Origin of the sequence: Gramella sp. Hel_I_59 (assembly GCF_006714895.1) — a bacterium.
GTDB lineage: Bacteria > Bacteroidota > Bacteroidia > Flavobacteriales > Flavobacteriaceae > Christiangramia.
Map to the genome: position 1 here is coordinate 3,388,056 of NZ_VFME01000001.1, position 21,861 is coordinate 3,409,916.

Annotated in this window: 36 protein-coding genes and 2 tRNA genes; 36 read left to right on the plus strand and 2 right to left on the minus strand. The window is 39.6% G+C overall.

Annotated features, from left to right (window positions below):
* Nucleotides 1–271: 271 nt before the first annotated feature.
* Nucleotides 272–1,330, minus strand: a complete 1,059-nt coding sequence (locus JM79_RS15770) for a BRCT domain-containing protein (RefSeq protein ID WP_141879077.1) — start codon at nucleotides 1,328–1,330, stop codon at nucleotides 272–274.
* Nucleotides 1,331–1,400: 70 nt separating this feature from the next.
* Here JM79_RS15770 and JM79_RS16280 point away from each other — a divergent pair, with 70 nt between their 5' ends.
* Nucleotides 1,401–1,532: a hypothetical protein gene (locus JM79_RS16280; protein ID WP_260443469.1), complete on the plus strand. Its 132-nt coding sequence runs from the start codon at nucleotides 1,401–1,403 to the stop codon at nucleotides 1,530–1,532.
* Nucleotides 1,533–1,541: 9 nt separating this feature from the next.
* On the opposite strand, the gene JM79_RS15775 is transcribed toward JM79_RS16280, so the two are convergent.
* Nucleotides 1,542–2,024 (minus strand): helix-turn-helix transcriptional regulator, encoded by a 483-nt coding sequence (locus JM79_RS15775; protein WP_141879078.1) that lies wholly within the window; start codon nucleotides 2,022–2,024, stop codon nucleotides 1,542–1,544.
* A gap of 148 nt (nucleotides 2,025–2,172) precedes the next feature.
* Here JM79_RS15775 and JM79_RS15780 point away from each other — a divergent pair, with 148 nt between their 5' ends.
* The 35 genes from JM79_RS15780 (at nucleotide 2,173) to JM79_RS15940 (ending at nucleotide 21,780) form a co-directional block, all read left to right on the plus strand.
* Complete coding sequence (locus JM79_RS15780; RefSeq protein WP_141879079.1) at nucleotides 2,173–2,457, plus strand: hypothetical protein; 285 nt, start codon at nucleotides 2,173–2,175, stop codon at nucleotides 2,455–2,457.
* On the plus strand, nucleotides 2,454–2,639 hold the full coding sequence (locus JM79_RS15785; RefSeq protein ID WP_141879080.1) for a hypothetical protein: 186 nt from the start codon (nucleotides 2,454–2,456) through the stop codon (nucleotides 2,637–2,639). Before JM79_RS15780 ends, JM79_RS15785 begins: the two co-directional genes overlap by 4 nt.
* Before the next feature lie 24 nt (nucleotides 2,640–2,663).
* Nucleotides 2,664–3,281 carry a hypothetical protein gene (locus JM79_RS15790; protein WP_141879081.1) on the plus strand — a complete coding sequence of 206 codons (618 nt, stop codon included), beginning with the start codon at nucleotides 2,664–2,666 and terminating at the stop codon, nucleotides 3,279–3,281.
* A gap of 202 nt (nucleotides 3,282–3,483) precedes the next feature.
* Nucleotides 3,484–3,702: a hypothetical protein gene (locus tag JM79_RS15795; RefSeq protein ID WP_141879082.1), complete on the plus strand. Its 219-nt coding sequence runs from the start codon at nucleotides 3,484–3,486 to the stop codon at nucleotides 3,700–3,702.
* Between the two features lie 78 nt (nucleotides 3,703–3,780).
* Nucleotides 3,781–4,158: a hypothetical protein gene (locus JM79_RS15800; protein WP_141879083.1), complete on the plus strand. Its 378-nt coding sequence runs from the start codon at nucleotides 3,781–3,783 to the stop codon at nucleotides 4,156–4,158.
* 156 nt (nucleotides 4,159–4,314) lie between these two features.
* Nucleotides 4,315–4,390, plus strand: a tRNA-Phe gene (locus JM79_RS15805).
* Between the two features lie 144 nt (nucleotides 4,391–4,534).
* Nucleotides 4,535–4,676 (plus strand) — tRNA-OTHER (locus JM79_RS16175).
* 145 nt (nucleotides 4,677–4,821) lie between these two features.
* Nucleotides 4,822–5,286 (plus strand): hypothetical protein, encoded by a 465-nt coding sequence (locus JM79_RS15810; RefSeq protein ID WP_141879084.1) that lies wholly within the window; start codon nucleotides 4,822–4,824, stop codon nucleotides 5,284–5,286.
* 69 nt (nucleotides 5,287–5,355) lie between these two features.
* Nucleotides 5,356–7,275 carry a hypothetical protein gene (locus tag JM79_RS15815; RefSeq protein WP_141879085.1) on the plus strand — a complete coding sequence of 640 codons (1,920 nt, stop codon included), beginning with the start codon at nucleotides 5,356–5,358 and terminating at the stop codon, nucleotides 7,273–7,275.
* A gap of 24 nt (nucleotides 7,276–7,299) precedes the next feature.
* Nucleotides 7,300–7,560: a hypothetical protein gene (locus tag JM79_RS15820; RefSeq protein WP_141879086.1), complete on the plus strand. Its 261-nt coding sequence runs from the start codon at nucleotides 7,300–7,302 to the stop codon at nucleotides 7,558–7,560.
* A 5-nt stretch (nucleotides 7,561–7,565) separates the two neighbouring features.
* Complete coding sequence (locus tag JM79_RS15825; RefSeq protein ID WP_141879087.1) at nucleotides 7,566–7,949, plus strand: hypothetical protein; 384 nt, start codon at nucleotides 7,566–7,568, stop codon at nucleotides 7,947–7,949.
* A gap of 17 nt (nucleotides 7,950–7,966) precedes the next feature.
* On the plus strand, nucleotides 7,967–8,656 hold the full coding sequence (locus JM79_RS15830) for a hypothetical protein (protein ID WP_141879088.1): 690 nt from the start codon (nucleotides 7,967–7,969) through the stop codon (nucleotides 8,654–8,656).
* Nucleotides 8,656–8,859, plus strand: a complete 204-nt coding sequence (locus JM79_RS15835; protein WP_141879089.1) for a hypothetical protein — start codon at nucleotides 8,656–8,658, stop codon at nucleotides 8,857–8,859. The genes JM79_RS15830 and JM79_RS15835 overlap by 1 nt, the downstream gene beginning before the upstream one ends.
* Nucleotides 8,860–8,863: 4 nt before the next feature.
* Complete coding sequence (locus JM79_RS15840) at nucleotides 8,864–9,553, plus strand: hypothetical protein (RefSeq protein WP_141879090.1); 690 nt, start codon at nucleotides 8,864–8,866, stop codon at nucleotides 9,551–9,553.
* 17 nt (nucleotides 9,554–9,570) lie between these two features.
* Nucleotides 9,571–10,575: a nucleoid-associated protein gene (locus tag JM79_RS15845; RefSeq protein ID WP_141879091.1), complete on the plus strand. Its 1,005-nt coding sequence runs from the start codon at nucleotides 9,571–9,573 to the stop codon at nucleotides 10,573–10,575.
* 133 nt (nucleotides 10,576–10,708) lie between these two features.
* A complete protein-coding gene (locus tag JM79_RS15850) occupies nucleotides 10,709–11,068 on the plus strand; it encodes a hypothetical protein (RefSeq protein WP_141879092.1) in 360 nt (119 codons plus the stop codon).
* Nucleotides 11,065–11,940, plus strand: coding sequence for a DNA adenine methylase (locus tag JM79_RS15855; protein ID WP_141879093.1), 876 nt, complete (start codon nucleotides 11,065–11,067; stop codon nucleotides 11,938–11,940). Before JM79_RS15850 ends, JM79_RS15855 begins: the two co-directional genes overlap by 4 nt.
* The gene (locus JM79_RS15860) at nucleotides 11,937–12,299 is read left to right on the plus strand and encodes a hypothetical protein (protein WP_141879094.1); all 363 of its coding nucleotides are present in this window, start codon (nucleotides 11,937–11,939) and stop codon (nucleotides 12,297–12,299) included. The genes JM79_RS15855 and JM79_RS15860 overlap by 4 nt, the downstream gene beginning before the upstream one ends.
* A gap of 19 nt (nucleotides 12,300–12,318) precedes the next feature.
* Nucleotides 12,319–12,540 (plus strand): hypothetical protein, encoded by a 222-nt coding sequence (locus JM79_RS15865; RefSeq protein ID WP_141879095.1) that lies wholly within the window; start codon nucleotides 12,319–12,321, stop codon nucleotides 12,538–12,540.
* Entirely contained in the window at nucleotides 12,537–12,713 is a 177-nt protein-coding gene (locus JM79_RS16180) for a hypothetical protein (protein WP_185739518.1), read from the plus strand. Before JM79_RS15865 ends, JM79_RS16180 begins: the two co-directional genes overlap by 4 nt.
* Nucleotides 12,706–12,966 carry a hypothetical protein gene (locus JM79_RS15870; protein ID WP_141879096.1) on the plus strand — a complete coding sequence of 87 codons (261 nt, stop codon included), beginning with the start codon at nucleotides 12,706–12,708 and terminating at the stop codon, nucleotides 12,964–12,966. Before JM79_RS16180 ends, JM79_RS15870 begins: the two co-directional genes overlap by 8 nt.
* Nucleotides 12,967–13,301: 335 nt before the next feature.
* Nucleotides 13,302–14,132 carry a DNA adenine methylase gene (locus JM79_RS15875; protein WP_141879097.1) on the plus strand — a complete coding sequence of 277 codons (831 nt, stop codon included), beginning with the start codon at nucleotides 13,302–13,304 and terminating at the stop codon, nucleotides 14,130–14,132.
* A 59-nt stretch (nucleotides 14,133–14,191) separates the two neighbouring features.
* On the plus strand, nucleotides 14,192–14,638 hold the full coding sequence (locus JM79_RS15880; RefSeq protein ID WP_141879098.1) for a hypothetical protein: 447 nt from the start codon (nucleotides 14,192–14,194) through the stop codon (nucleotides 14,636–14,638).
* Nucleotides 14,638–16,380, plus strand: coding sequence for a hypothetical protein (locus JM79_RS15885; protein ID WP_141879099.1), 1,743 nt, complete (start codon nucleotides 14,638–14,640; stop codon nucleotides 16,378–16,380). The genes JM79_RS15880 and JM79_RS15885 overlap by 1 nt, the downstream gene beginning before the upstream one ends.
* Entirely contained in the window at nucleotides 16,380–17,162 is a 783-nt protein-coding gene (locus JM79_RS15890; protein ID WP_141879100.1) for a hypothetical protein, read from the plus strand. Before JM79_RS15885 ends, JM79_RS15890 begins: the two co-directional genes overlap by 1 nt.
* Nucleotides 17,163–17,165: 3 nt before the next feature.
* The gene (locus JM79_RS15895) at nucleotides 17,166–17,624 is read left to right on the plus strand and encodes a hypothetical protein (RefSeq protein ID WP_141879101.1); all 459 of its coding nucleotides are present in this window, start codon (nucleotides 17,166–17,168) and stop codon (nucleotides 17,622–17,624) included.
* Nucleotides 17,625–17,690: 66 nt separating this feature from the next.
* Nucleotides 17,691–18,308, plus strand: a complete 618-nt coding sequence (locus tag JM79_RS15900; protein WP_141879102.1) for a hypothetical protein — start codon at nucleotides 17,691–17,693, stop codon at nucleotides 18,306–18,308.
* Nucleotides 18,302–18,814, plus strand: a complete 513-nt coding sequence (locus tag JM79_RS15905; RefSeq protein WP_141879103.1) for a hypothetical protein — start codon at nucleotides 18,302–18,304, stop codon at nucleotides 18,812–18,814. Before JM79_RS15900 ends, JM79_RS15905 begins: the two co-directional genes overlap by 7 nt.
* Nucleotides 18,811–19,164: a hypothetical protein gene (locus JM79_RS15910; protein WP_141879104.1), complete on the plus strand. Its 354-nt coding sequence runs from the start codon at nucleotides 18,811–18,813 to the stop codon at nucleotides 19,162–19,164. Before JM79_RS15905 ends, JM79_RS15910 begins: the two co-directional genes overlap by 4 nt.
* 51 nt (nucleotides 19,165–19,215) lie before the next feature.
* Entirely contained in the window at nucleotides 19,216–19,656 is a 441-nt protein-coding gene (locus JM79_RS15915) for a hypothetical protein (RefSeq protein WP_141879105.1), read from the plus strand.
* Nucleotides 19,653–19,997: a hypothetical protein gene (locus JM79_RS15920; protein WP_141879106.1), complete on the plus strand. Its 345-nt coding sequence runs from the start codon at nucleotides 19,653–19,655 to the stop codon at nucleotides 19,995–19,997. The genes JM79_RS15915 and JM79_RS15920 overlap by 4 nt, the downstream gene beginning before the upstream one ends.
* Nucleotides 19,994–20,422 carry a DUF5675 family protein gene (locus JM79_RS15925; RefSeq protein ID WP_141879107.1) on the plus strand — a complete coding sequence of 143 codons (429 nt, stop codon included), beginning with the start codon at nucleotides 19,994–19,996 and terminating at the stop codon, nucleotides 20,420–20,422. The genes JM79_RS15920 and JM79_RS15925 overlap by 4 nt, the downstream gene beginning before the upstream one ends.
* Before the next feature lie 104 nt (nucleotides 20,423–20,526).
* Nucleotides 20,527–20,880, plus strand: a complete 354-nt coding sequence (locus JM79_RS15930) for a hypothetical protein (protein ID WP_141879108.1) — start codon at nucleotides 20,527–20,529, stop codon at nucleotides 20,878–20,880.
* Nucleotides 20,881–20,893: 13 nt separating this feature from the next.
* Nucleotides 20,894–21,181 carry a hypothetical protein gene (locus tag JM79_RS15935; protein WP_185739519.1) on the plus strand — a complete coding sequence of 96 codons (288 nt, stop codon included), beginning with the start codon at nucleotides 20,894–20,896 and terminating at the stop codon, nucleotides 21,179–21,181.
* Nucleotides 21,182–21,243: 62 nt separating this feature from the next.
* Entirely contained in the window at nucleotides 21,244–21,780 is a 537-nt protein-coding gene (locus tag JM79_RS15940; protein ID WP_185739520.1) for a hypothetical protein, read from the plus strand.
* Nucleotides 21,781–21,861 lie beyond the last annotated feature (81 nt).

Genomic DNA, 21,861 nt, shown 5'->3' on the forward strand with positions numbered 1-21,861 from the left:
GTTTAAGAATACTGATAGCAGGAAGTGATCTGAATTTTAACATTTATAGCCGGATCATAGCAAAGAAAAACCCTCACAGAATTCTGTAAGGGTTTTTAAGTACTCGAGGCGGGAATCGAACCCGCACTCCCGAAAGAACTGGATTTTGAATCCTGACCCTTGTGCTATTTTCGCTAACCTTTATTGATTATCAATGATTTAATATTTAAAATTCAAACTTCATTTTTAAAATCTGTGTACGAGTTTGTTTCCCGAATTTGTGTACTAATCCTTACGAACCTGTTCTTTCCAAATATTCATAAAAATCATTCTCTTTAATTATCTTGATATCATGACCTTTTTTTTGCCTAGATATAACATCCTCAACTTTTCGCCCATAAGATGCAAACGTCCAGGCAGGACTTCCAGCTCCACCAATTATTAAATAGTTTAATTTATTTGAAACATTGTTTTTTCGAACTCCACCATTACGCTCGACACGAGAATACAAAGTTTCCTTAGTGCCTTTATTGAGTTCTCCAGTAATGCAGACCCATTTCCCATGTATCGGTTCTTTTATTTCGATAGGATTGATCTTGCTGAAGGAAATGCCCGTTGTGTCTTCTTTTATTGTAGACATCAATTTCTTATCATTAAGCTCTACAAATTCTTGAAAAAAAGATTTTATAGATTTAATTTCTTCATCATCGATCACTCCATCATCCAAGATATCAGAAAGAAGTTTGTATAATTCGGCGTATGGATATATTTCCGAAAGGTGTTTATTCTTTTCAATCCATCCATACAATTCTATAACCTCAAGATCTTCTATAACTCCATCAGATATAATACCATGGCAAATACCTTGCAGTGTTTGCATATCTGAAGTAACAGCATTGTAATAAATATTATTCTCCTGGTATTGTTGTGAGAGCCAATAAATATCTTCCAGGGTATCTAATTTGTCCGATTCGGTTAAAATACGATGTTGTATGGTGTGCAAGAAATCTTTAAAAGGATTCATGTGACCAAGACCCTGATTATGTACACACCATTTATTAAGCTCATTTATTTCGCCTTTGGTCACCTTTTGGTCCATGAGTATACCCTCCAAAATTCCTCTCAGACTATTTACTGCTTTGTCCGCTTCTGCTCTTGATGTAAATTTTCGATGATCTTTCCTAGGAGATTGCTTGGTATAAATAATGTTTTTAGAACTATCATATTTTTTGGGCGAAACCGGCTTCTTAGATTTTTCTTTATAAGAATCATTGTTAGCTGACTTCAGTAAAAAATAAATCCCAATAGCAGAAACCAATATAATAACGACAAGCGTCCCCAAGGAGTTCATACGGTTTACTTTAAAAATTAGTTAGTATTACAAGACCCTACGATTCTTATTAACCAATAGTAACCTTGTTATGAAAATCGATTATTTACAGAAGCTCGATATTTTTGAGCAACTTGATTATTTTACCTCTTACCTGGAGAACCGTAAAAATTACCCTCCAGATGAACAAAAATTATTAGATCAATACTTCGAGGGCTTATAGTCCTCTTTTTTAATGCTCTCTTGCCTGGTATTCATTTAAGAAAGTTTCTAGATCTTCAGCTACTTTCAAAATTCGTTTGTTATCCACACTCTCTGTCCACCTAATTAATTTTAGATCATTTTTGAGACCCTGCATCGCTGCGTTCGCCAAACTTTCCAGACTTTTAGTTATGCCTTCGTTTAAAGAAACAACATTGGCATTCACCTGTCGAACATCTTGTTGAAGCTTTTCCAATGTAATCGATGAAGTGCGTTCATACTTTAAGCCTTCTTCTTTTAAAATCGAGATGTTTTTATTCTCCTTGATTTTCTCACCCAACAATTCAGATACAGAAACATTTAGAGCACTTGCAATATTCTGCAATTTTGAAATTGGAATATCAGTTTGACCATTTTCATAATTTACGTATGATCTTTTTGGAATACCAGTAAGGTCCACCACTCTATCCTGTGACACTCCTTTGTTTTCTCTGATCTCCTTTATTTTCAACATACCGCAGCTTATTGCAATAAATTATTGCAGTTTTTTGCAATTTAACTTGCAATATCCTGCAATATTGTTTTATATTTGTTTCACGGGTAATTAACCAGCGATTAACAAATATAGCTAAGTAGGTTGATTTCCGCAATAAGACAATAGTATGATTACGGAGCAAGAAGGAATATACATAAGAGAAATACTGGGACCAGCCTGCCTGAATAAGATTTCAGAACGCCTGGTAGAAAAGAATATCACCAACCAGAAAGGTGGAAAGCTTTCAAACCCATTTCTATGCATGTTGCTAAAGGAAGAGCGCAGACACGATGATGCAGAGACTGAAATTAGACTAATGGTTGAGGAGACCGTAACTGCTCGTGAGGAAGCAAAAGAACGATTAAAAGATGCTTACGACAGGCATGAAGCTTTGAAAACCCAGAAATCATGAAAGATCAAGAAATTCAGGAAATAGATGCTTCACTTAGAAGAGAAGAAAGAACAGCTTTATGGCTCACTGCCATAGCACTTATAGTTTTTTTTATATCACTTGTTTCTTATTCAAACGATCTTAAAAACCAGGACCCATTAAAAACAAAAAGCCCGAAGCGTGAACTTCAGGCGGTTACATAATCCTTTAACGCTAATTATAAAATTATGAATTACGAAACTACAACAACTACCGCAAACTCGCAAGAATTAATTGCAGGACTCTTAAAAACCGACAGTAACATCGAGTTCTTCTGTGTGGGAAATCTTAAAACGCACTGGATCCAGAATGGAAAAACACATACATGGAAAGATCTTCCGGTACCATTGTTCGCCGCTTGTATGACTCATTTTAATAAAAATGAAAAGGCAAGAACCGCTCTTGAAAATTATAAGGAGAATGGTGAGAAAGTTTCCCGTAACAGGCAGGTAGAAATTTACATAGCCCTGGGCTGGGGATCTGCAGATGGTCATCCAGATATGATCGATGGAATATTGCAGCCCATGGAAAACTACCGCCACAAGCGCGACTGCATTTCCCTGCGCTTTAAATCCCTAATTATAGACGGGAAGCCCTTAAAGCCAAGAGAGGTGTTCATGCTGGATGAAATGGGACAGGATGCAGATCCTTTAGACGAAACCATAGCGGTAGCCATGAGTATTAAAAGGAGCACCTACAACTCTCACAGCCGTGAATTAAGAGATAAGGCTGGAGTCTCAAGTAAGCATGCATTGCTTATGAAGGCGACTAGGCAGGGAGTGGTGCGTGAATTTAACAATTTTTAGTATGGTTGTGATAGAAAGAGACGCCCGCTGGCTGAAGAAAGAAATCCACCGGATAAAGCAGAATATAAAAGTGGTTGGAAATTCACTGTATTCGGCGGAAGAGAAAGCTACGCTCTTACAAATTTATGTAAAGCAGCTACGGAAAAATGAACAGGAGCTGGCGTCCTTTTCAATAAACCAAAACCAATAGATTTTTGAATTAATGGCAAACGCTTCTCTAAATATGATCATGCTGGGCCTTCCTTCTCTGGGAGAGGAAGAGCTGCGAACAGTACAGAAGTACTGCGATCAAAAAATAGGGAAACCAGAACCAAAGAAAAAAAGAAGATCTATCCTGGATGATGTGGCAGATCAACTAGGAGAAGAATTTCGCCCGGGCAATGAAGGACTCATGCTCGCTAATATTTTAACCGGAAATTAAATGACTTATGTAAACCTTGGATTATGGACAATCATAATTGCTCTGGGGATATATTCCTTAGCAAGTAAAAAAAGAAAATTGGGAACTATTCAATTTATTCTTACCGCCGCTTTTATAATGTATCAATTAGGATATCATATGGGCAATCAAGAATATTTACTAGCTGGTATAAATTTTATCCTGGCTGGTATTATGGCGAAGCTATTTCACCAGTCTGTCAAATTCTCTTCAGATTTTCATAAAAAAACCTACACCCGCAAAGATCTTATTCGCGCCCAGGAGATCTACCACGAAAATTACCAGGAAGAGCCAGATGTGTTCGCTCCAATTTTCACCAAAGCAGGTGCAACCTACCACATGAATTATATCCTGGGAATTATAGATAGCAAAAGTTACAAAATGAGAATGACGGTACCAGATCCTCCACTCCCAAGGAAGATCACCACGGAAGGCTAATTCTTATAAACCGACCCGAAGCGTTCTTTTTCACGAATCGATTAACGCATAGGTATCGTGACAGTCTTTTTAAGTACGGTCGGTTTTTAAGAGCGTGCAGACCGCCAGATCATTACCTGGATTATTCGAGGTGCGGTGGCAGAAAGATGATCAACAGGACAATTAGCTCAGTTGGTAGAGCGACAGACTGAAAATCTGTGCGTCCCAGGTTCAATTCCTGGATTGTCCACCAGGCGAGATGTTTTTTATGGGAAAGTTTTAAAAATGACCTGAGATATAAGGATAAACTGCCCTTGACCCCGGAATAGAGTGGTTCGCTATCGGCCTGTAGGTAGCGCAAGAATGACAGGAGGACAGCTCGGAGAGACGAGCAACCGGAGAGGTGGCAGAGTGGCTAAAAGCACTGAAGTGGTAGTAAGTCCATGCTGAGCGCAAATGTTGCAAGCGGCGGAGATCGACACTCCAACGCCCTATGATAAGAGGTAAGTATGGTGCAGGTTCGAATCCTGCCCTCTCCACTAGTTTAAAGGAACCGGGTCTGGCTTGTATGTTTCACCAGGCCTGGCATAAACTAAAACCTGCCTAATGGCGGGTAAGGGCAACTATGCCCTCATAATTAAACCTGGGGCAGCCCTACCTGCCCTTTTTAAAAAGAAGAAAGTTATGATGCATTACTACTTCAGAGATGATACAAGCGATAGATTTCATGATCTAGAACTTGTAGCATGGAAGGAATCTAAAGACGTACTATATACCGATACTAACACCTATCATTCATCTTTCACTCAAGTAGAAGAAATAAGGCTACATGCTTCGAAAGGCAAAGATTATAAGGTTAGATCATTCAAATCTGATTTTGGGAAAAATAGCTGCATTGGTAGTCACGCTAGGAATGTAAAAGAACTTGATCGATCAGTCATAAAAGATTCTTCGATGTGGCGATCACCTTTCAAAAAAATATCAAGAGACGAGTACGAAAGTTTCAGGAACGAACTCATCGAGATCTATCAAAAGGAATTGTTTTTGGATCTAGACAACATGGAACCGAAAGAACAACCTATCCAGGAATTAGTTTCCGAAGCAAAAGAATATATAAAAAATTCTAAAAACACCAAGAGCGAGGTATAACCTCCCTGCAACGCCGCCGGGACGGTGAAACCTACCCCGGCCTGCATTGCAGTTCTAAAAAACCCCCGTATGCAACCATCGTCAAGCCACGAAAACAGTATAGCCAATTTACTTCAGCAGAACCTGGAGCATTTAAAACCGGTTCCGCAGGAAATTCCGCAGAAAAAAGTATACAGATATCCTTATATCGATAAAGAGTCTATTCGGGATACTATTCAGAATGGCAAAAAAGCCGCCAGGGATTACAACAAGCGGCAGCAAGAAAAGAGTAAAGGCATTAATAAGATTAACCTGGAACTTCGCAGAGCCTTAAAACAAGATAAGCATACCACCCAGCAAAAAGCACTCTGGATAGATTTTAAGCAAAAACATAAGCTGGCCAGCAAAGAACCTATGGCCTACAATCAAAAAGTACTGGAGTTCAATAGAGCCAACGGCACGCACTTTCTCCTGCGCACCTACCATCAACTCAAAAATGAAATGCTGGTAACGCTGCCGGTGCTCATTTGCTTCTACGCGGCACAGGTGAAAGCCATGAACGCGAAAAAATTAAATGCCGGAGTCACCACCATGGGAACGCTGCCCAGGTTACTTACCAATAGCGAAAACATTAAGCGCTACAAAGTAGAAGGCGTGCAACAAATTAACTTTCAGAACGACGCTATCCTTGCGCACGTGCACAATCTTGTGGAAGCGGGTATCCTGATCAACTATAAATCGCACGGCCGTAATATGGGCTTTTCTGTGGATTTTAACCCTGAAATTTTAGCCATAAAAGACCATAATCCTTCGAAAACTCAAAACCCTGAAAAACAGCCATTTATAAAATTTAAAACTGGAAAACCCACCTATAGTGATGATACTACAGGATCATATAAAGATAAGAATGAAAATAAAGGGGATGCCCACGGATCCCCAGGAGAAAGGAACGATTCGCAAAAAGGCGAATCTACGGCAGCTACAGGAACACACAGGGTCACCAAAAGCGAAGAAAAACCCGGTGGAATTGCAAGTGCTGAATCGGAAAAAAGAGGTTTAAGCAAAATTTCAGAAAAAGAAATTTTGTGCGCTGAAAAACAGGATCAGGACCGCGTTGCTTCTTCGGCGGGGCTATGCCCCCCGAACCCCCCGCGGCCGGAACAGAATAAGCCGGGCGGCCGTGGTTCGACAGGCTCACCACAAGCTCCAAAGAATTGCAGCACTGAGCCTGTCGAAGTGCATCCTTCTAAAAATCTCGAAAACAGGATCCAGGATACCTGGGAACTTTGCCTGGAACTGGAAGCCAACAAACATGTGCATCACATCCCGCCAATGAAAGAGCTGGAGCATGAGTCTGGCAACGGAATTCTAAGCCAGCCGGTATTTGCCGAGCTACTCTACCAGGAATTCATGAAAGTAATTTCCAGGCTAAAAAAGAAAAACCAGAGTGCTGCAGGTGCATTTTACCGGGGATTTGAGGAGTTAGAAGATCAAAAACTGAAGAATTTCACTGGTAGGTACTACACAAAAACCGAGATGTACCGCGAATTCAAGAAGTGGATGTGGATGATCAACTGCGCTGAACGCTGGGCGAAAAAACGAAAATGGCAATTTTTATACATCAACGATTACCTGGACACCCAGCGACGAGATGCCAAAGAAGTTGGCTTCTGGTATCTGGAAAAAGCCTGGAAGAAAAACGAGCAGGACAAAGCCAAGCGAAAAGAACGCCGGGCAGAGAAACGTGCTGCGCATACCTCCAGAAAAGCAGGAATAAAAACAGACCGGGTAGAAAAATACGGCTACAAATCTATAAAACCCGGGACCAACTCCAGGTCGCTAAGCGACTATGAAAAGGTCCGCGCCAAGGTTAGAAAATATTTATCCGGAGAAATTGACTTCCAGGAGCTGGAACGCTACTGCAGCCATAATTTGAACCAAACGATTGTGGAAGGTCTCGGCAATTTAATTGATGCCGAACGCGCCAACCTTAACCGATTTAAAGCATAGTAATCCTTTAACGCTAAAATTGATATGAGTTCACAACAACAATGCCCACACAAGAAAACCGCCAGCTGCACGCACTGCAGCAAGGTAAAGATGCTGGCGTATTTGCACAACGATGATAGCATCGTCTGGTTTTCATTTTTTAAAGACGATAAGCGCTATGGTAGGCTGGAAATGATTTCCGGAGAAATGGGATCCAGGCTTCAAAAGAAACACGGTGAAAATATTAAGAAGATGATGTTTTTCGATAATCATACGCCAGGCAAACCCATCATAGGAGAAAATTAAGAGCTATGAATAATCAAAAAATTCCGCTGAAATCTTTAGACACTACAGATCTGGAAGTATTGAATGAAGCCACGCATTATTACGCTGCGCATTTAATAGAGTTGATCAATAATGATCAAAAAATACAGGCTTGTGTACACTACTCCATTCTCTCAAAATACGGGCATGAAGTCTTTAAAAAACTTTCTGCACCGCATAAACCTGAGAAAAGCAGCATGCAACTGGAAGTATTTATGGCTTATGTCGCCAGTGACAGTTTGCACTACTACCAGCAGGAAACCAGCAATTCCCTGCACCGCTCCAAATGCGCGGGACTTATAGAACAAATAGATCCTTTCCTGCCGCTTACCAGTAAAAAATTTGCGGTAGACAGTAACCTAAACAATTAATCTTTAACGCTAGAATTATGAGTATTAAACCAATTTTAATGGGAACGCCAATGGCTGAAGCTTTGGCCGCCGGAAGAAAAACACAAACCAGGAGAACAAAAGGTCTGGAAGAAATCAATAAAGATCCGGATAACTGGCAATTCAAAAACCAAGCTGGAAGTGAATTTTATTTTTATCAAAGAAATCTGAAACGAAATATTATTTATTTAAGTCCAAAATATACTGAAGGTGATATCATCTGGGTTCGGGAAACTTGGAAAAAGTCTTTGGATATACATCACATGTTTCTTTATAGAGCTGATTCAAAAAATAATCCAAATATCTATGGTTATCACAAATGGAAGCCTTCCATTTATATGCCGAAGGAAGCCTGCAGAAAATTTCTGGAAGTAACCGATGTAAGAGTAGAACGCCTTCAGGATATTTCCGAAGAAGATGCGATCGCGGAAGGAGTTTTATCTGCTGAATGTGAAAGTAATTCATCATGTATTTCTTCCTTATGCAAATTGGGGTGTGTAGGAAAAGGAACCTATCACATATATCCTATTGGAGATCACTTCGAAGATTTTCCTGCTGAATCTCCAGAAGAATCTTTTCAATCCCTTTGGCAATCAATAAACTCTAAAAAGCAGCCATGGGAATCAAATCCCTGGGTTTGGGTTTATGAATTTAAAGAAGTGGAACGCCCTATAAACTTCCTGGACTAATGGAAACCATCTTCCAGATTATCCAGGAGAATTCTAAAAAGACCGGCAACGGTTCAGGGATCTCGCTTTCAGAAATATGTGGGAAATCACCCGGGATTATTCTACCGCTTATCAAGCGGCATTTAAACAACCTGGTAAAGGAGAAGAAAATCTACTATCGCCAGGGCATAAATCAAACATTATTTTTTAGCAATAACCTTTAACGCAATGAATTATAAAGAATTAGAAAAAGAGGGAATTACCAAAGAGCTTGTTAAATCTATCAATATTAAAAGAAGCTTTTCTCCGGTACAATTTAAAAAAGAAGAAGATCCCGTAAAATTAATGATCAACTCAAAAGGCTATTGGATAGTACTTGGTTTTGGAGAATTTCTTAAGGATGGTGATGATTTAGTGGTGATGCCTGCAGAAAAAGTACTGGTAGCAAGGGCAAGATATTTACTCAATTTCAAAGATGAAGTTATTGAAAATGAAATTCAGAAAGAGATTAGTGTTTTAAAGAAAAAAGTAGATGTGAAATACAAGGAGATTATTGATAAGCTTGAAAATATCTTGCTGCATGCTGGATTAATAGAGCCTTCAAATAGTCTGATTATGGCGCTTATTGATGCTGAAAATACAGACAGATTAAAGAAAGCTGCAGAGAAAATTGCTTCAAAAGAAATGGTCGATTTCTATTATCGGTTAAAAGAGTTATACGAAAACAAAAAGTACGATTCTCTTTATTGCCTATTGATTCAAGACGGCCTTCCACAAATTGCTTCTCTTAAAATTAATTCCCCAACACTTAAGCACTTCAGCAAAGATAACCTTGATAAGACTTTACAAAGTTTAGAAGGAAAATCTCATTTATACAACATAGCAAAATTCAAAGTATTAGAAAGAAATAACCTTTAACGCAAACAAGTAAAATTATGATCAATTTATTTAATGTAAACATCGAGCGCCTGTACATCCATAAAATTGGAAACAAGGCGCGACTGGAAGAACTGTTTATCTCTAGGGAACCTTTTGAACTTACCGATGAAATTAGGCCGGTGATCAAAGAATTTTTTCTGAAACCTTTCCGTGAAAAAGAAGAACGCTACTTCCAATTTTCAGAAGATTCTGAACTTCAGGACTTCCTGGTACCCTTCAATATGGAAATGAGCCAGGATATCGCCCAGCATTTGTATGACCAGTCCATTCACCCGCATATTAAAAGCGGTGAGCTGTACGTATGTGATCTTCAGAATATAGAGATCAACAACGAAAAAGTAAGTGGCATCGGCATTTTTAAGTCTGAAATGAAATACGATTTTATCCAGTTTCAGAAAAAAGAAAGCCGCCTGGATGCCATTCTTCAGGAAGGCGTAAACCTTAATAAACTCGATAAAGGTGCTATTATCATTGCAACCGCAGAGCCAAAGGTGCTGTATATGGATTCTAACCGGTATGACACCAAGTACTGGGTAGAGAACTTCCTGGGACTGGAGGAGTTGAACGATTCCCGTGCGCAAACTAAGAACTACTTGAAATTTTGCCGCGATTTCGCTAAAGATGTGATACGCCCTGCTGAAGATCGTAAAGCCGAAATTTCCTTTGTAAACGATGCTTTCCAGTTTTTTGCTGCGACCGATGAGTTTGAGGAAGATGTATTTGTAGACCTGGTACCAGAAGAAATGCATAGCGAATTCGAGCGGTACCAATTCGAAAAAGCACCGGTGTATGGTTTTGATGTAAGCAATACTAAAAAATTCGCGATCGAGAATGATGCCGTAAGCGAAGCACTTAAAAAAGTAAAAGGAGATATAGAACTGGATACCGGCCTAACGATCAAGATCGATAAAGGAACCGGTGCAGCCAAACACCTGGAAAAAGGATGGGACGAAGAAAAGCAGATGTATTACTACCTCTCATATTTCAATACCGAAAACTAAAAAAATGTATCCATACACTTTTTTGCACTCATGGTTCTAAAACCACGGTGGTATTAGAGTCGGCAGTTGGCGTGGATCTCACTGCAGACATATGCCATAGCTGCGGAAAAGTGTTTAATAAACGATTTGAAGTATGATAGAAATTTTTATAGAAAACCATTGGTTAAGTAATAAAGTAAAGATAGTTGCGAGACTTCAGAGAGGTCAGGATTATTTTTTCCTTCATTTCAATGGTTCTGAAATTATTGAACAAAAGATTGAAAGAGAACCTTGTGAAGTACAAGAATTCAAACCTTTATTAGAATGCCCGCCGCAACTTTTTCAAATTTTAATGGAAGCATTTGTAAATGTTGCTAAAGAGAAAAACATAAAAACAGAAGCTGAGAATCTTTTAAAAGGAAAACTGGAAGCAACACAATTTCATCTAGAAGATATGAGGGAGATATCTAAAAAACTTCTAGATACAGCTACTAAGCAAACTGATAAGTCATGAGCGGAAATTCAAAAAAGAAAATAGCCTTTAATTATTTCGGTGGAAAATTTTCCTACATCGATGAGATCTACCCGTATTTCCCCGCAGAGTTTGTGCACCTGGTAGAACTATTTGCAGGCAGCGCGGTGCTGTCTCTAAATTACGAAGGCAATTGCATTCGAACACTGAACGAAATAAATTCAGATGTCACCAATTTCTTTAAGGTGTTACGCGATGATCGAGACGAACTTTTAACCAGGTTACGCTTCACGCCGGTAAGCAAAAAAGAATATGACGATAGCTGGAACTGCCAGTCTCCAGATCACATAGAAAGAGCGCGTACTTTCTATGTGAGACTTCGCCAATCTTACATGGGATTAGGTTCCCAAAGAAAAAAAAAAGGTTGGCATCTCGCAAAGAACAAACTCAATTGTAAAGGTGGCGAAACTGTAAGCAGATGGAATAATTCATTTGAAAAGCTTTATGAAATCGCAGAGATCCTGGGTAGTAATTACCAGATCACGAATTACTCTTATGAAGAGTGTTTGGAAAGAATAGATTTTCCAGAAGCATTTTTTTATGCCGATCCGCCATATCCAAACGAAAGCAGATCTGCTCACGACGATTACAAATTCGATTTTACCGATGCTGATCATTATGAGCTGGCAGAGAGACTGCACGACATCCAGGGGAAGGTCATGATTAGTGGTTACAATTGCGACCTCATGAACGAGCTATATGCAGATTGGGAAAAAGTGGTGCTTTCTACTAAAAGAAACAACTACCGCAAAACTCCCGTGCAGGAATGCATCTGGTTTAATTATCCATTATCTCACACCAGAAAGGCACAACTAAGCCTGGACTTTTCAGAAATCTTAAACCCAACAACATGAAAAAATCACTTTGCTTAGTACTGCTTATGCTCCTATCCTGCTCCACCAATGATTTGGAGCAGGAAAATATGGAGATGATCGATGTATTTCTACATCAACCTGAGATCTACTACTGGTTTGACGCTTCCAATCCCAGCCAGGGAAATGTGGAGTTCAACTGTAATGAAGGACCGTATACCGTAAGTGTGAACGATAAAACCATCAACGTAAACGCACACCGGCCAGTTAAAAAGGTGCTGCACCTAAGAGGAAGGTATGGCAACGATGCCGTAGAAATAGAATTATTAACCGAATCAAGTTTTCAAATAGAGATCACAGATCCAGATCCCTATGGCGAGACTTTTAGAATATTTTTTTAAGATGAATATAAAGAGACACATGAGTACCAATATCGACGGACTCTTAAGAAACTATAAAGGCCGGTCTATCGCCGGTCTTATGAACGACGAAAATGGCAAGGCCATGAGCGATCCTGCCGCCCGGAAATATATCGCCGATCGTAAAGCCGAAGGCTGGAAGCTGCTCCCAAGTTCAACCCAATGTGAAGGTTTTGATCCTTTTGGAGGTGGATGCCCTGGACATGAAATTAAGGAATCATGATAGTCTATCACCACGAGCATAAAGATCGAGTAGTTCTGGAACTGGAAGAAAATGAACTAACTCTAATTTCCTTCTTACTCGAGAAAAGTGCCCAGAAACTTAAAGGAAAATTAGATGAACCTTTATCCTTAAAAATGAGTCAGGATCTTCTTAAATTCTTTGAGGATGAATAAAATCAAATTCAGAAATCAATGTGGGGGCCTGGAAGAGAGCATGAAAACCGTGCAGGAGTTTGACACGGAAGACCAGCTTAAAACATATTTAGAAAAATACCATCATGCAGTGATCAAAAAAATAAAGTTTAAACACCAGGTATACGATCATAGAATTGGCTGGGACAGCTACTATGTTTCAGTATACATTCAATGGTTTTTAGGTCACTGGCATTGGCAATGCGTTGGAATCTCTAACGGAAAATTTTATTGAATATGGAACCTCCAAAAACAGTGTAGATTTACACTAAATCAACAGCCTCGCACTTTCGGGGCTTTTTTATTGCCAAACTGAGTGCTGAGCCTGTCGAAGCATCGAAGTGTGAGCCTTTCGAAGCATGTCTTTTTCTAAAATAACTGGTAGAACTATACTTGTATCACTTAAATCGGAAGCAGTTAAAAAAGGCCTCCGGCTCGTATAGATCTCTCAAAACCTAATACAAAAACAGCGCAAACGCACCACCGGAGGCCAAGGCCTTCAGGGTACGCTTGCGCTGTTCAAGGTTTTGAGAGGATACAAATATAACAGTTTAAATAAATCTATACCCAATGTCTGCAGAACTTAAAACACCTATTTCTTACTACGGTGGAAAACAGAACCTTATCAATACCATTATTCCGTTATTTCCAGATCATACACTTTACGCTGAACCTTTTATAGGTGGCGGCGCTATTTACTGGGCCAAGAAACCTTCAGAAATTGAAGTGATTAACGATACCAATAAAGAACTCATCAACTTTTATGAAGTCTGCAAGAACGATTTTGTAGACCTGGAGAAGATGATCAGGATCTCATTACACTCAAGATCCCTGCACAGCGATGCGAAGGTAGTGTATGACAATCCGCATTTATTTACCAGGATAAAAAGAGCCTGGGCGGTTTGGGTGCTGGCTTCGCAATCTTTTGCTTCCATGCTGGACGGTTCCTGGGGATATGATAAAAGCAAAGGAACCACTTCACAAAAAATAGCCCGAAGACGTGAAAGCTTTACCGAAGAATTCAGCATTCGTATGCAGAATACGCAGGTAGAATGCACCGATGCGTTGCGTATCATCAATTCCCGAGACAGTGAAAATTCCTTTTTCTACTGCGATCCACCGTATTACAATTCAGATTGTGGCCATTACGACGGGTACAGCATCGATGATTTTGAAAACCTGCTAAAAACCTTATCAAAGATCAAAGGCAAGTTCTTACTCAGTAGTTATCCCAGCGAGATCTTAAAGAAATACACCAAAGAATTCGGCTGGCAGCAAAAAACGGTAGAACAAACGGTGAGCGTTTCCAATAATACCGGGAAATCTGGAAAGAAGAAAACCGAATCGATGACTGCCAATTATGACCTGAGCAATCCAACGGAAAAGCTGAGTCTCTTTTAAAGTGCCGTTTAACGGCTGTCCTTTTATCACCAGTAACCGCATCTTATTATTGTACTTGTATGCTGGCAAAGAATAACAATACCATAGAAGATATCTGCGAGGTATCGCTCAAAAGCGTTTGGGGAAATACCTTCCCAGATCTCGCGGCTATTTACACCACGCTCTCAAAAATACAATGGAAGAGCAGGTCCCGGCAAACTCCCAACGGCAGTATTTACGATAATACACTGGAGCTTAGTTATCCCGGTTTAAACGATAAACAGTTCAAGGAACTCGATGATCTCATTCGCGGGATGTACCAGGTACGTGTAAGAACCGAAAAAGACCAGTATTACGATCTAGCCTGGGAAGATTGTCCCATGGCCGCATCTATAAGTTTTAACAACGGTAGGACTGAAATTACCTTCAGCCAGAAAGCAATAGAACCCATAAAATATATTGGGGCCGCTGCAGATCCTGTTGAAGAACTAGGATTCCCGTACACCTTAACCTTTACCCTCTCCTAATGCCATATCCAGAAAAAATAGCGTTTCCAGATAAAAAGCAGCGCAGGCCGCTACTAGATCCCGAAGGTCAGGTATCTGCAGATGAAATAAATTTATTTCGTGATAAGCTTAACGCCAACGCCCTATTTTATGATGTACATGACGATCTCGCTGCGCTACAGGCAAAGTTTTCGAATCCGCCAAAAGGCGCTTTTGCCTATTTGCTGGACGGTAGCTGTTATCGCTGTGTAAATCTTGGATGGACCACAGATCCTACTACGCCAGGCGGCGGTGGCGGAGCTACTTATTTTAAAGGATATTTTGTAGATACTGAAGGCGGACAGAGCGCCCTGGATAAATTAAGAATCGCCTATCCTAACGGAGAGCCAGGATGGCGTGCAGTATTGCGCGTAGTTGGCGGAAATGATAAAGAAGCCATCTGGGATGAAGATGATGCCGACTGGTTTACTTTTGAATTTTCCAGCAGCATAAGCCAGGCGTATGTAGACCAGAAAGCAGCCGAAACCCTCGAAGCTTCCAAAGCTTATGCCCGGAGTTTAACCGGCGGACAGGCTCTGGAGAAAAAAATTATTTCAGTTAGCAGGAATTACCAGGGCGGGATGGATTTTAAATTTTCTGCACACTGGATTTTTTACGACCAGGAATTTGGAACCGAAACCGAACCGGTGGTGCAACCTATTACGCTAAATGCTGCCGATGCCACTCATGGAAGATTTGACGCGGTAGTACTAAATAACCAGGGCCAGATTGTAAAGATTACCGGAAATGCTTCTGCCACTCCGGAAAAACCAACTATAGATCCAGACACTCAAATAGAAGTCACCTTCTTTTTTATTCCTGCGAATGCCGCAGCTCCAGATAGAGTAAGCAATACGCCTATTTATAATGAAGGTGCCGCTCCCGGCTGGACGGTTACAGAAACTACCGGAGGTGCGCGCATCAATCTTGCCAGCGGAGTAGATCCACAAGATGGCACAATCTCTATTGAAGCAACCGGAATTAAAAGGTATGATTCGGTCACTTTTACGGCAGATGTTCCTATAGATGCCGGGGAAATTAGAGAACTGCCCTTTTTCTTTAAGAATAAAGTAGCTTATGGAGGAACTAACCCTTTAAGTTTTACGATCTACGGAAAAACATCCAGCGGGGAAAGTGTAGGATATTTTCTAGGGAATTTACAGGCGTTTGGTTATGATCTGGATGATACGAGCACGTACCAGGATCTTTCCATTCCCATAGATAAACCAACACTTATTTTTATAACTGGCTTTAAAATCCAGTATGTAGGCTTAGACAGTGCAAATTTTGGTTTCTTCCTGGATAATATTCGCTATACCAAGGGAGATTATATACGCGCTGAAGATTTTATCTCCAGGGAAGAATATGATCTAAAGGTAGCGGAGTTGGAGTCTGCACTTGCCAGTAATTTACAATCTGCAAAGGATCATGCAGATCAAAAAGATGCTCCAGTAATTGTGGATATCTCCAGAGAATTAACTGCGGCAGATATTGATAAAATATTATTTGTGATCGCATCTGTGACTTTAACCTGGCCATCTCCTGGAATTTCAAATTTTAGAGCGAATCTCGAATGCAACGCAGGAGGAGCTGCAGTGATCGCAGATCAGGCTCAAACTCCTGGAGAGGATCTGGATGCTCCAAACGGATCAGATATCGAGGCCGATGGATCTGCATATTTATTTATTGAGCCAGTGAATGGAAAATTAAGGATCTCGAAATAATGAGCAGGACAAATTTTAATTTTTCAAAAAGGCAGAAATTACAAGGAGAGCCAGTACAATTTATAGAAGAAAGTAAATTCTCTATCGGAGCAGTTTATTCTTTATTTATGCCTGATTCTGGGGATGCAATTTTCCATATACATTTAACCAATTATAATCTTTATAAAAATACTCTTCCTAAGCCTTTTGATTTATCAAGCTCAATCACAAGCACGTCCGGATCACTCAGTCCTACTACTTTTCAGACTTCATTATTTTTTAAACCTGATGGCACTAGATTTTTTTATGGCACAGATGCTCAAAAAAGGATATACAGCTGGGATCTAGCAACGCCCTGGGATGTTACAACTAGAACAGGCACAAGAAAAAACAGCCCTATGACTTTTCCTTTTATTCATGGTTTATATTTTTCTCAGGATGGATTAAATTGCGTTATAGCAGATGGAAGTAATGGAATTAGAAAGTGCGAGCTTTCAACAGCTTGGGATATAACAAAAATAAATTCTGGAACTATAATTTACAATGCTCCCGACTACTTGGATGGAATTTCTTTTTATGATAGCGGTAAAAAGTTTATTTATTCCACTAGGGATGGCGCGAAATTAGAACTATTTGAAGTATCAAATCCTTACGATTTTACAACAATAGTCAAAAGCTACACATTTACAGACGCTGTAAATTTTGCATCTGGAGGTCTTGGGATGTCAGCAACTAGCGATGGTAAAAAAATAATCTCCGGGAGAGGAACGTCAAAAATCGTATTACTGAATAATAATTTTTAAAACATGATAGTAAGAAGCAAAATACATCTTTTATACGATGCTTTAGAAAGCAAAAAAGGAATAATAAGCCCGGAGATCCAATCGATTAAAAGAAATATTAAATCTGGAAATTACGAGATCGAGATTTTTGATCGATTAAAAGTGGAGAGGCAAGATCCAGCTCCAGGATCTCCGATTTTTATTTATCAATTTTTGAGAAAGCGAGTTAAAACTTATAGTCCTGCACAGATCTCTCAGCTTTTCGATTTATTTGGATCCAATATTATCAAAGGAGAGAATGATTTCGATCCTAAATTTATAGGCACTTTGCCAGAGGCTTTGTTATTCACCAGCAACACTACTTCCATATATGGCAGCCTGGCCAAAACTCCGGAGGAGATTTTAAACGGAGCAGCTGGAGCTTTCGAGCTCATCGATGAAAGCCTGGAAATCCAGCCGGATCCAGATCCTGCGGTTCCGTAATTTCCTGTCCTTTTCTACCCTACTCTAAAAAAGCACTTTTGTTAATACACTGAAAGTGCTTTTTTTATGAGATTGATTTCCTTCCTTAAAAACCTGTTTACCAGCACCAATGATTTCTTTATGCAGGATGATCATTTGATCTTCCAGGCTAAAAGAGATATGGATGTGATGCTGCAGCTCTGGCAATATGAGATTAGCGAACGCGGTCCCTATAACCAGGCTTTTGATTATTTCTTAAGAAACCCAAAACATTTTAACGGCGCCAGCATGACTGAAGAGTTATGTGATATTCCGTGGCTGGACCTGGACGCCATGCTGCACGATTATTTATATGTAGGTCTCAACGCTTCAGCTAGCCTTAAAATGACGTGGCGCGCAGATAAATTACTGAGACAGGAAATGCGTAGACGTGGGAAAAGCAGCTGGAATACCGGGTATAGGTTTGCTATGCTTACCCTTAAAACCCCATTCTTCCTGGCGTGGGCATACCTGGTAAAAGGTAGAAGAATAAGCGATTCACAAAAAAGAGATCTTAAAATAATTTTTGCACTTCTGGAAAAGGAAGATTCCCGTAAATGGCACGAAAAATACAAAGGTGAAATTACCTGGGCGATCATTATCATAGCATTTATTTCCGGCTATCTCTACAGAACAGACTTTTTAAATCAACTGTTGCCATGGTAAAGTTCTTCCTGTCCATATTCCTGCTTTTAAGCCTAAGCGTTCATAGCCAGAAAACCGAGGGGTTAATTACCAATTACCCGGAGGTTGTACTTCCTGCCATTCTAGAATTTAACGATGATGCAAATCGTAACGGCTTCAATTCTAAATACTTTTTAGATAAAGACCTAAGAGGCATACTGATACTTCCTAAAAGCGAATTAAATAATTACTGTGAAAGCGACAATCCATATAGGGCTGCCAGCATCTGTACAGTATACAACCCACAAAAAAAACGGTATGAAGTAATCATCGTCTTTTCAGAAATAGTATTGAAGCATCCTTCAATTTTTAAAATGCTTTTATACCATGAGCTTTTTCATTTTTTCGGTCTTGAGCATGAAACCTTAGGACTTATGAGTGGCGATCCTATTCGTATACAAGATTTCACTATTCAGGAAATAGACTCAAATTTTAAAAAAGTAAAAACCATCCCACCTAAAAATTATTTCAAAACAATTCTAAAATGAAATTACTAATGCTATTAATGGCTGTATGCTTCAGCCTTCAAGTGGTAGGTCAGGAACGCTATCATAACATCGATTTGAGAGTCCGAAAAATATATGGTCAAGAAACTTACCTGGAAGGTTCTGGACGAAGCTATTTAGTTAAGACCGATGATAAGTTTATTGAGGGCAGAGAATACAGATTTATCCTAATTCTTAATTCAAAGCTAGTCGAAGAACTAGAATGTTCAGGTTGCAGTCCAACATACCCAGCACAAGTTTTTGGTTTTAGAGATAGTGATCGACAAAATAAGTTCGATCTGATACATCTCATGGAAGCCTTTGAAAATTATAAAAAAGAAAAAAACCAATGATATCAACTCAATTGCCCTTAATGACGGTGCTGAAATTCAAAAACTCTAAGAATGTTTAACGAAAAAATTCTGCAGGCACTGTATGCGGTATTCTTCTTAACCGGTACCATCATTACCTGGTTTTTAGGTTTAGATGATGGAACGCGAAAATTTCTCATTCTGGGAGTAGTAGGTCCTGTGATCTCTATGCTTATGAGAAACCTTTTTGATGCCAGCGTTACCAAAAAAGAAGTACTGGCCACCTACGTGCTTGCCTGCATCATGGTATGGTTTGGTTACGAAATTCACTTGCAATATCAATACGCCACCGTGTTATGCTTAATTGGCTCCTTTGCCTTTGGCATATTTAGCCTGGAGATCATTAAAAACCTGAGAAGAAACATTCCAAAACTTATAGATGGTATTACTGATAGTGCCGGGGGTGCTTTCAAGAAGTTCGCAGATAATCTCGCTGATTGGTTCTCTAATCGCTCTAAAAACAATAAGAAATGAGATTTTTCGAGTACAACAGCTGGTGGTGGGACCTGCCAAACTATTTTCATGATCTGGCCTTTACAATTCTTATGGCCGCATACATGCACATGACCTACGGATTTTTCCTGTATTGGTCCCGTTTGAGATTCCCGGTCAAAGCATACTTCCTTCTTAGAACAGCAATTTACCTGTTTTATATCATGGCAAAATCTGAAGATTCTCAGTTAGGTATGATGGATCTCTTTTTTCCCATTTACATCCTGGCATACATCGACGGACTTATCATTTTAAACGGCGCAGGATTTTACCGCTGCAGAGAAATTATAAAAGCATTTATCAAAATATTTAAATTCAAATGAAACGATTACTACTAGAAAGAATTAGCGATGACGGTGTGCAAACCCTGGGCCGGCTTTTCGTCCTGGACAATGACGATATGAGCGAATGGGATTGTGATACGCTGGAGCTGCCCTGGAAAAGAAATTTACAGAATGTTAGCTGTATTCCTCCGGGAACCTACACCGTAAAGAAAAGAACTTCAGCAAAATTTAAAAACCACTTTCACATTACAGGCGTTGAAGGCCGGGCGTATATTCTTATTCATGCCGGTAATTACTATACAGAGATTCGTGGTTGCGTGATGGTAGGAATGGGATTAAAAGAGAAGAACGGCGATGGCAGGATGGATCTCCATGATTCCAGAACAGCTCTTGGAAAATTGTTGAAACAATGCCCAGATGAATTCGAGCTGGAGATCATTAATGGTTTTGCAATAAAAAATTGAGTAACGAACTCCGGAATATAGAAAGGCGCTTGAAGTTTTTCTGCTTTATGGTAGCGACTTCAACATTTGTGCTGCTTTTCTATCTCTGGGCAATGATTAAAATTATGAACCAATCTAAGTTTGAAATCAAGGATCTGCTCTATCTCATCATCATTGCAGTGGCGGCCTTTTTTATTTACCAGTTGCATTCAGAATTAAGCGGAACCAATAAGGCACTAGAGACTCTGGATAAAAGCCTGGAAGAGCAAAAACTTAAAAATGAAGCCGAGATCCGGAAGATCGACAAAAGCGTGGATAGTTTAAGAGATGCTTCAGAAAAAGATATTCTTACCGCCGAGAAGTTTCAGCAGGAAAAAGAACAACTTAAAAACGATGCTTATGAAAATGCTCCTTATCACATTAATGATGCTGACAGCCTTGCCAGTCTTATCACAAGGCGCGCAAAAGAAAATAGATAGTTCCCGCCTGGATATGGAAACGCTACAGTACGTAGAATCTGAATTCAGGAAATGCGATCGCATTAAAGCGCAATCTATCAAAGATGGGTTAACCATGGCAAGCCAGTGGGCTGCGATCGATAAATTAAAGTCGGTCGTAAGCGAATTGGAACTAAAGGATTATCTACGCCAGAATAACGCCCAGATAGCCGCTGTAAGATTGGAAGCAGAAGAGAAAAAGAAACAACCCTGGTGGAAAACCGCGTTGTATATATTGACAGCGCTAATGACGGGCTATGGTATTGGCTCAGCTGCTAATTAAGATTTTACTTGGATTACTTAACATAATATTATAATTTCGTTTAACCCTACTACTAACCCTCTGTGAGTAAACAACTAATCCCCTTCCCTTTTCCGAAATACTTAGCTGAATTTCTATTTTCTCAAATGAAATCTCAGCCTTTAGAGATAGCAGATAGTGGAGATAAAGTCAAAGCACTACACGTGAATCAAAAGAATAGTTTTGGTAAATTGATCTATAGTAGATTAAAAGAATCCAATAGACCCGCCTTTGAAAAGGATGGCTACACGCTTTATATATCTGTTTCAGATCACGCACGCCGAAGAAATAAAACTGCATTAGACGGAAGATCCAGATTCTTGAGTTTAGATGAAGATGAAATAGAAGAAATTATCGCTGTCTTTAAAGACTGGTTTTCGACAAATCTTTATCATTTTATTTTAGCTGCAGAAGTGACCCATAAAATGAATGGCAAAAACAAAGGGGCTATTCACTTCGCAATCAACAAATTCATGGAATTATACAATATTTCCGACTCAAAAACTAAATTCGCCACCTTTGTCAAGTTCTATCAAAGAGAAACAGAGGCGAAACGCCAGCAATTACAACGCATGACGTAATTTTGAGACACTTTGTCCTGTTGTTTTCGACCTTTTTGAGATCAAAAATGGAATAATTTCCTAAATATTCTAAGAATACTT

Coding starts and splice junctions, on each gene's coding strand:
- JM79_RS15770 (WP_141879077.1), bottom strand. CDS start 1,330: ATGAACTCCTTGGGGACGCTTGTCGTTATTATATTGGTTTCTGCTATT.
- JM79_RS16280 (WP_260443469.1), top strand. CDS start 1,401: ATGAAAATCGATTATTTACAGAAGCTCGATATTTTTGAGCAACTTGAT.
- JM79_RS15775 (WP_141879078.1), bottom strand. CDS start 2,024: ATGTTGAAAATAAAGGAGATCAGAGAAAACAAAGGAGTGTCACAGGAT.
- JM79_RS15780 (WP_141879079.1), top strand. CDS start 2,173: ATGATTACGGAGCAAGAAGGAATATACATAAGAGAAATACTGGGACCA.
- JM79_RS15785 (WP_141879080.1), top strand. CDS start 2,454: ATGAAAGATCAAGAAATTCAGGAAATAGATGCTTCACTTAGAAGAGAA.
- JM79_RS15790 (WP_141879081.1), top strand. CDS start 2,664: ATGAATTACGAAACTACAACAACTACCGCAAACTCGCAAGAATTAATT.
- JM79_RS15795 (WP_141879082.1), top strand. CDS start 3,484: ATGGCAAACGCTTCTCTAAATATGATCATGCTGGGCCTTCCTTCTCTG.
- JM79_RS15810 (WP_141879084.1), top strand. CDS start 4,822: ATGATGCATTACTACTTCAGAGATGATACAAGCGATAGATTTCATGAT.
- JM79_RS15815 (WP_141879085.1), top strand. CDS start 5,356: ATGCAACCATCGTCAAGCCACGAAAACAGTATAGCCAATTTACTTCAG.
- JM79_RS15820 (WP_141879086.1), top strand. CDS start 7,300: ATGAGTTCACAACAACAATGCCCACACAAGAAAACCGCCAGCTGCACG.
- JM79_RS15825 (WP_141879087.1), top strand. CDS start 7,566: ATGAATAATCAAAAAATTCCGCTGAAATCTTTAGACACTACAGATCTG.
- JM79_RS15830 (WP_141879088.1), top strand. CDS start 7,967: ATGAGTATTAAACCAATTTTAATGGGAACGCCAATGGCTGAAGCTTTG.
- JM79_RS15835 (WP_141879089.1), top strand. CDS start 8,656: ATGGAAACCATCTTCCAGATTATCCAGGAGAATTCTAAAAAGACCGGC.
- JM79_RS15840 (WP_141879090.1), top strand. CDS start 8,864: ATGAATTATAAAGAATTAGAAAAAGAGGGAATTACCAAAGAGCTTGTT.
- JM79_RS15845 (WP_141879091.1), top strand. CDS start 9,571: ATGATCAATTTATTTAATGTAAACATCGAGCGCCTGTACATCCATAAA.
- JM79_RS15850 (WP_141879092.1), top strand. CDS start 10,709: ATGATAGAAATTTTTATAGAAAACCATTGGTTAAGTAATAAAGTAAAG.
- JM79_RS15855 (WP_141879093.1), top strand. CDS start 11,065: ATGAGCGGAAATTCAAAAAAGAAAATAGCCTTTAATTATTTCGGTGGA.
- JM79_RS15860 (WP_141879094.1), top strand. CDS start 11,937: ATGAAAAAATCACTTTGCTTAGTACTGCTTATGCTCCTATCCTGCTCC.
- JM79_RS15865 (WP_141879095.1), top strand. CDS start 12,319: ATGAGTACCAATATCGACGGACTCTTAAGAAACTATAAAGGCCGGTCT.
- JM79_RS16180 (WP_185739518.1), top strand. CDS start 12,537: ATGATAGTCTATCACCACGAGCATAAAGATCGAGTAGTTCTGGAACTG.
- JM79_RS15870 (WP_141879096.1), top strand. CDS start 12,706: ATGAATAAAATCAAATTCAGAAATCAATGTGGGGGCCTGGAAGAGAGC.
- JM79_RS15875 (WP_141879097.1), top strand. CDS start 13,302: ATGTCTGCAGAACTTAAAACACCTATTTCTTACTACGGTGGAAAACAG.
- JM79_RS15880 (WP_141879098.1), top strand. CDS start 14,192: ATGCTGGCAAAGAATAACAATACCATAGAAGATATCTGCGAGGTATCG.
- JM79_RS15885 (WP_141879099.1), top strand. CDS start 14,638: ATGCCATATCCAGAAAAAATAGCGTTTCCAGATAAAAAGCAGCGCAGG.
- JM79_RS15890 (WP_141879100.1), top strand. CDS start 16,380: ATGAGCAGGACAAATTTTAATTTTTCAAAAAGGCAGAAATTACAAGGA.
- JM79_RS15895 (WP_141879101.1), top strand. CDS start 17,166: ATGATAGTAAGAAGCAAAATACATCTTTTATACGATGCTTTAGAAAGC.
- JM79_RS15900 (WP_141879102.1), top strand. CDS start 17,691: ATGAGATTGATTTCCTTCCTTAAAAACCTGTTTACCAGCACCAATGAT.
- JM79_RS15905 (WP_141879103.1), top strand. CDS start 18,302: ATGGTAAAGTTCTTCCTGTCCATATTCCTGCTTTTAAGCCTAAGCGTT.
- JM79_RS15910 (WP_141879104.1), top strand. CDS start 18,811: ATGAAATTACTAATGCTATTAATGGCTGTATGCTTCAGCCTTCAAGTG.
- JM79_RS15915 (WP_141879105.1), top strand. CDS start 19,216: ATGTTTAACGAAAAAATTCTGCAGGCACTGTATGCGGTATTCTTCTTA.
- JM79_RS15920 (WP_141879106.1), top strand. CDS start 19,653: ATGAGATTTTTCGAGTACAACAGCTGGTGGTGGGACCTGCCAAACTAT.
- JM79_RS15925 (WP_141879107.1), top strand. CDS start 19,994: ATGAAACGATTACTACTAGAAAGAATTAGCGATGACGGTGTGCAAACC.
- JM79_RS15930 (WP_141879108.1), top strand. CDS start 20,527: ATGAACCAATCTAAGTTTGAAATCAAGGATCTGCTCTATCTCATCATC.
- JM79_RS15935 (WP_185739519.1), top strand. CDS start 20,894: ATGGAAACGCTACAGTACGTAGAATCTGAATTCAGGAAATGCGATCGC.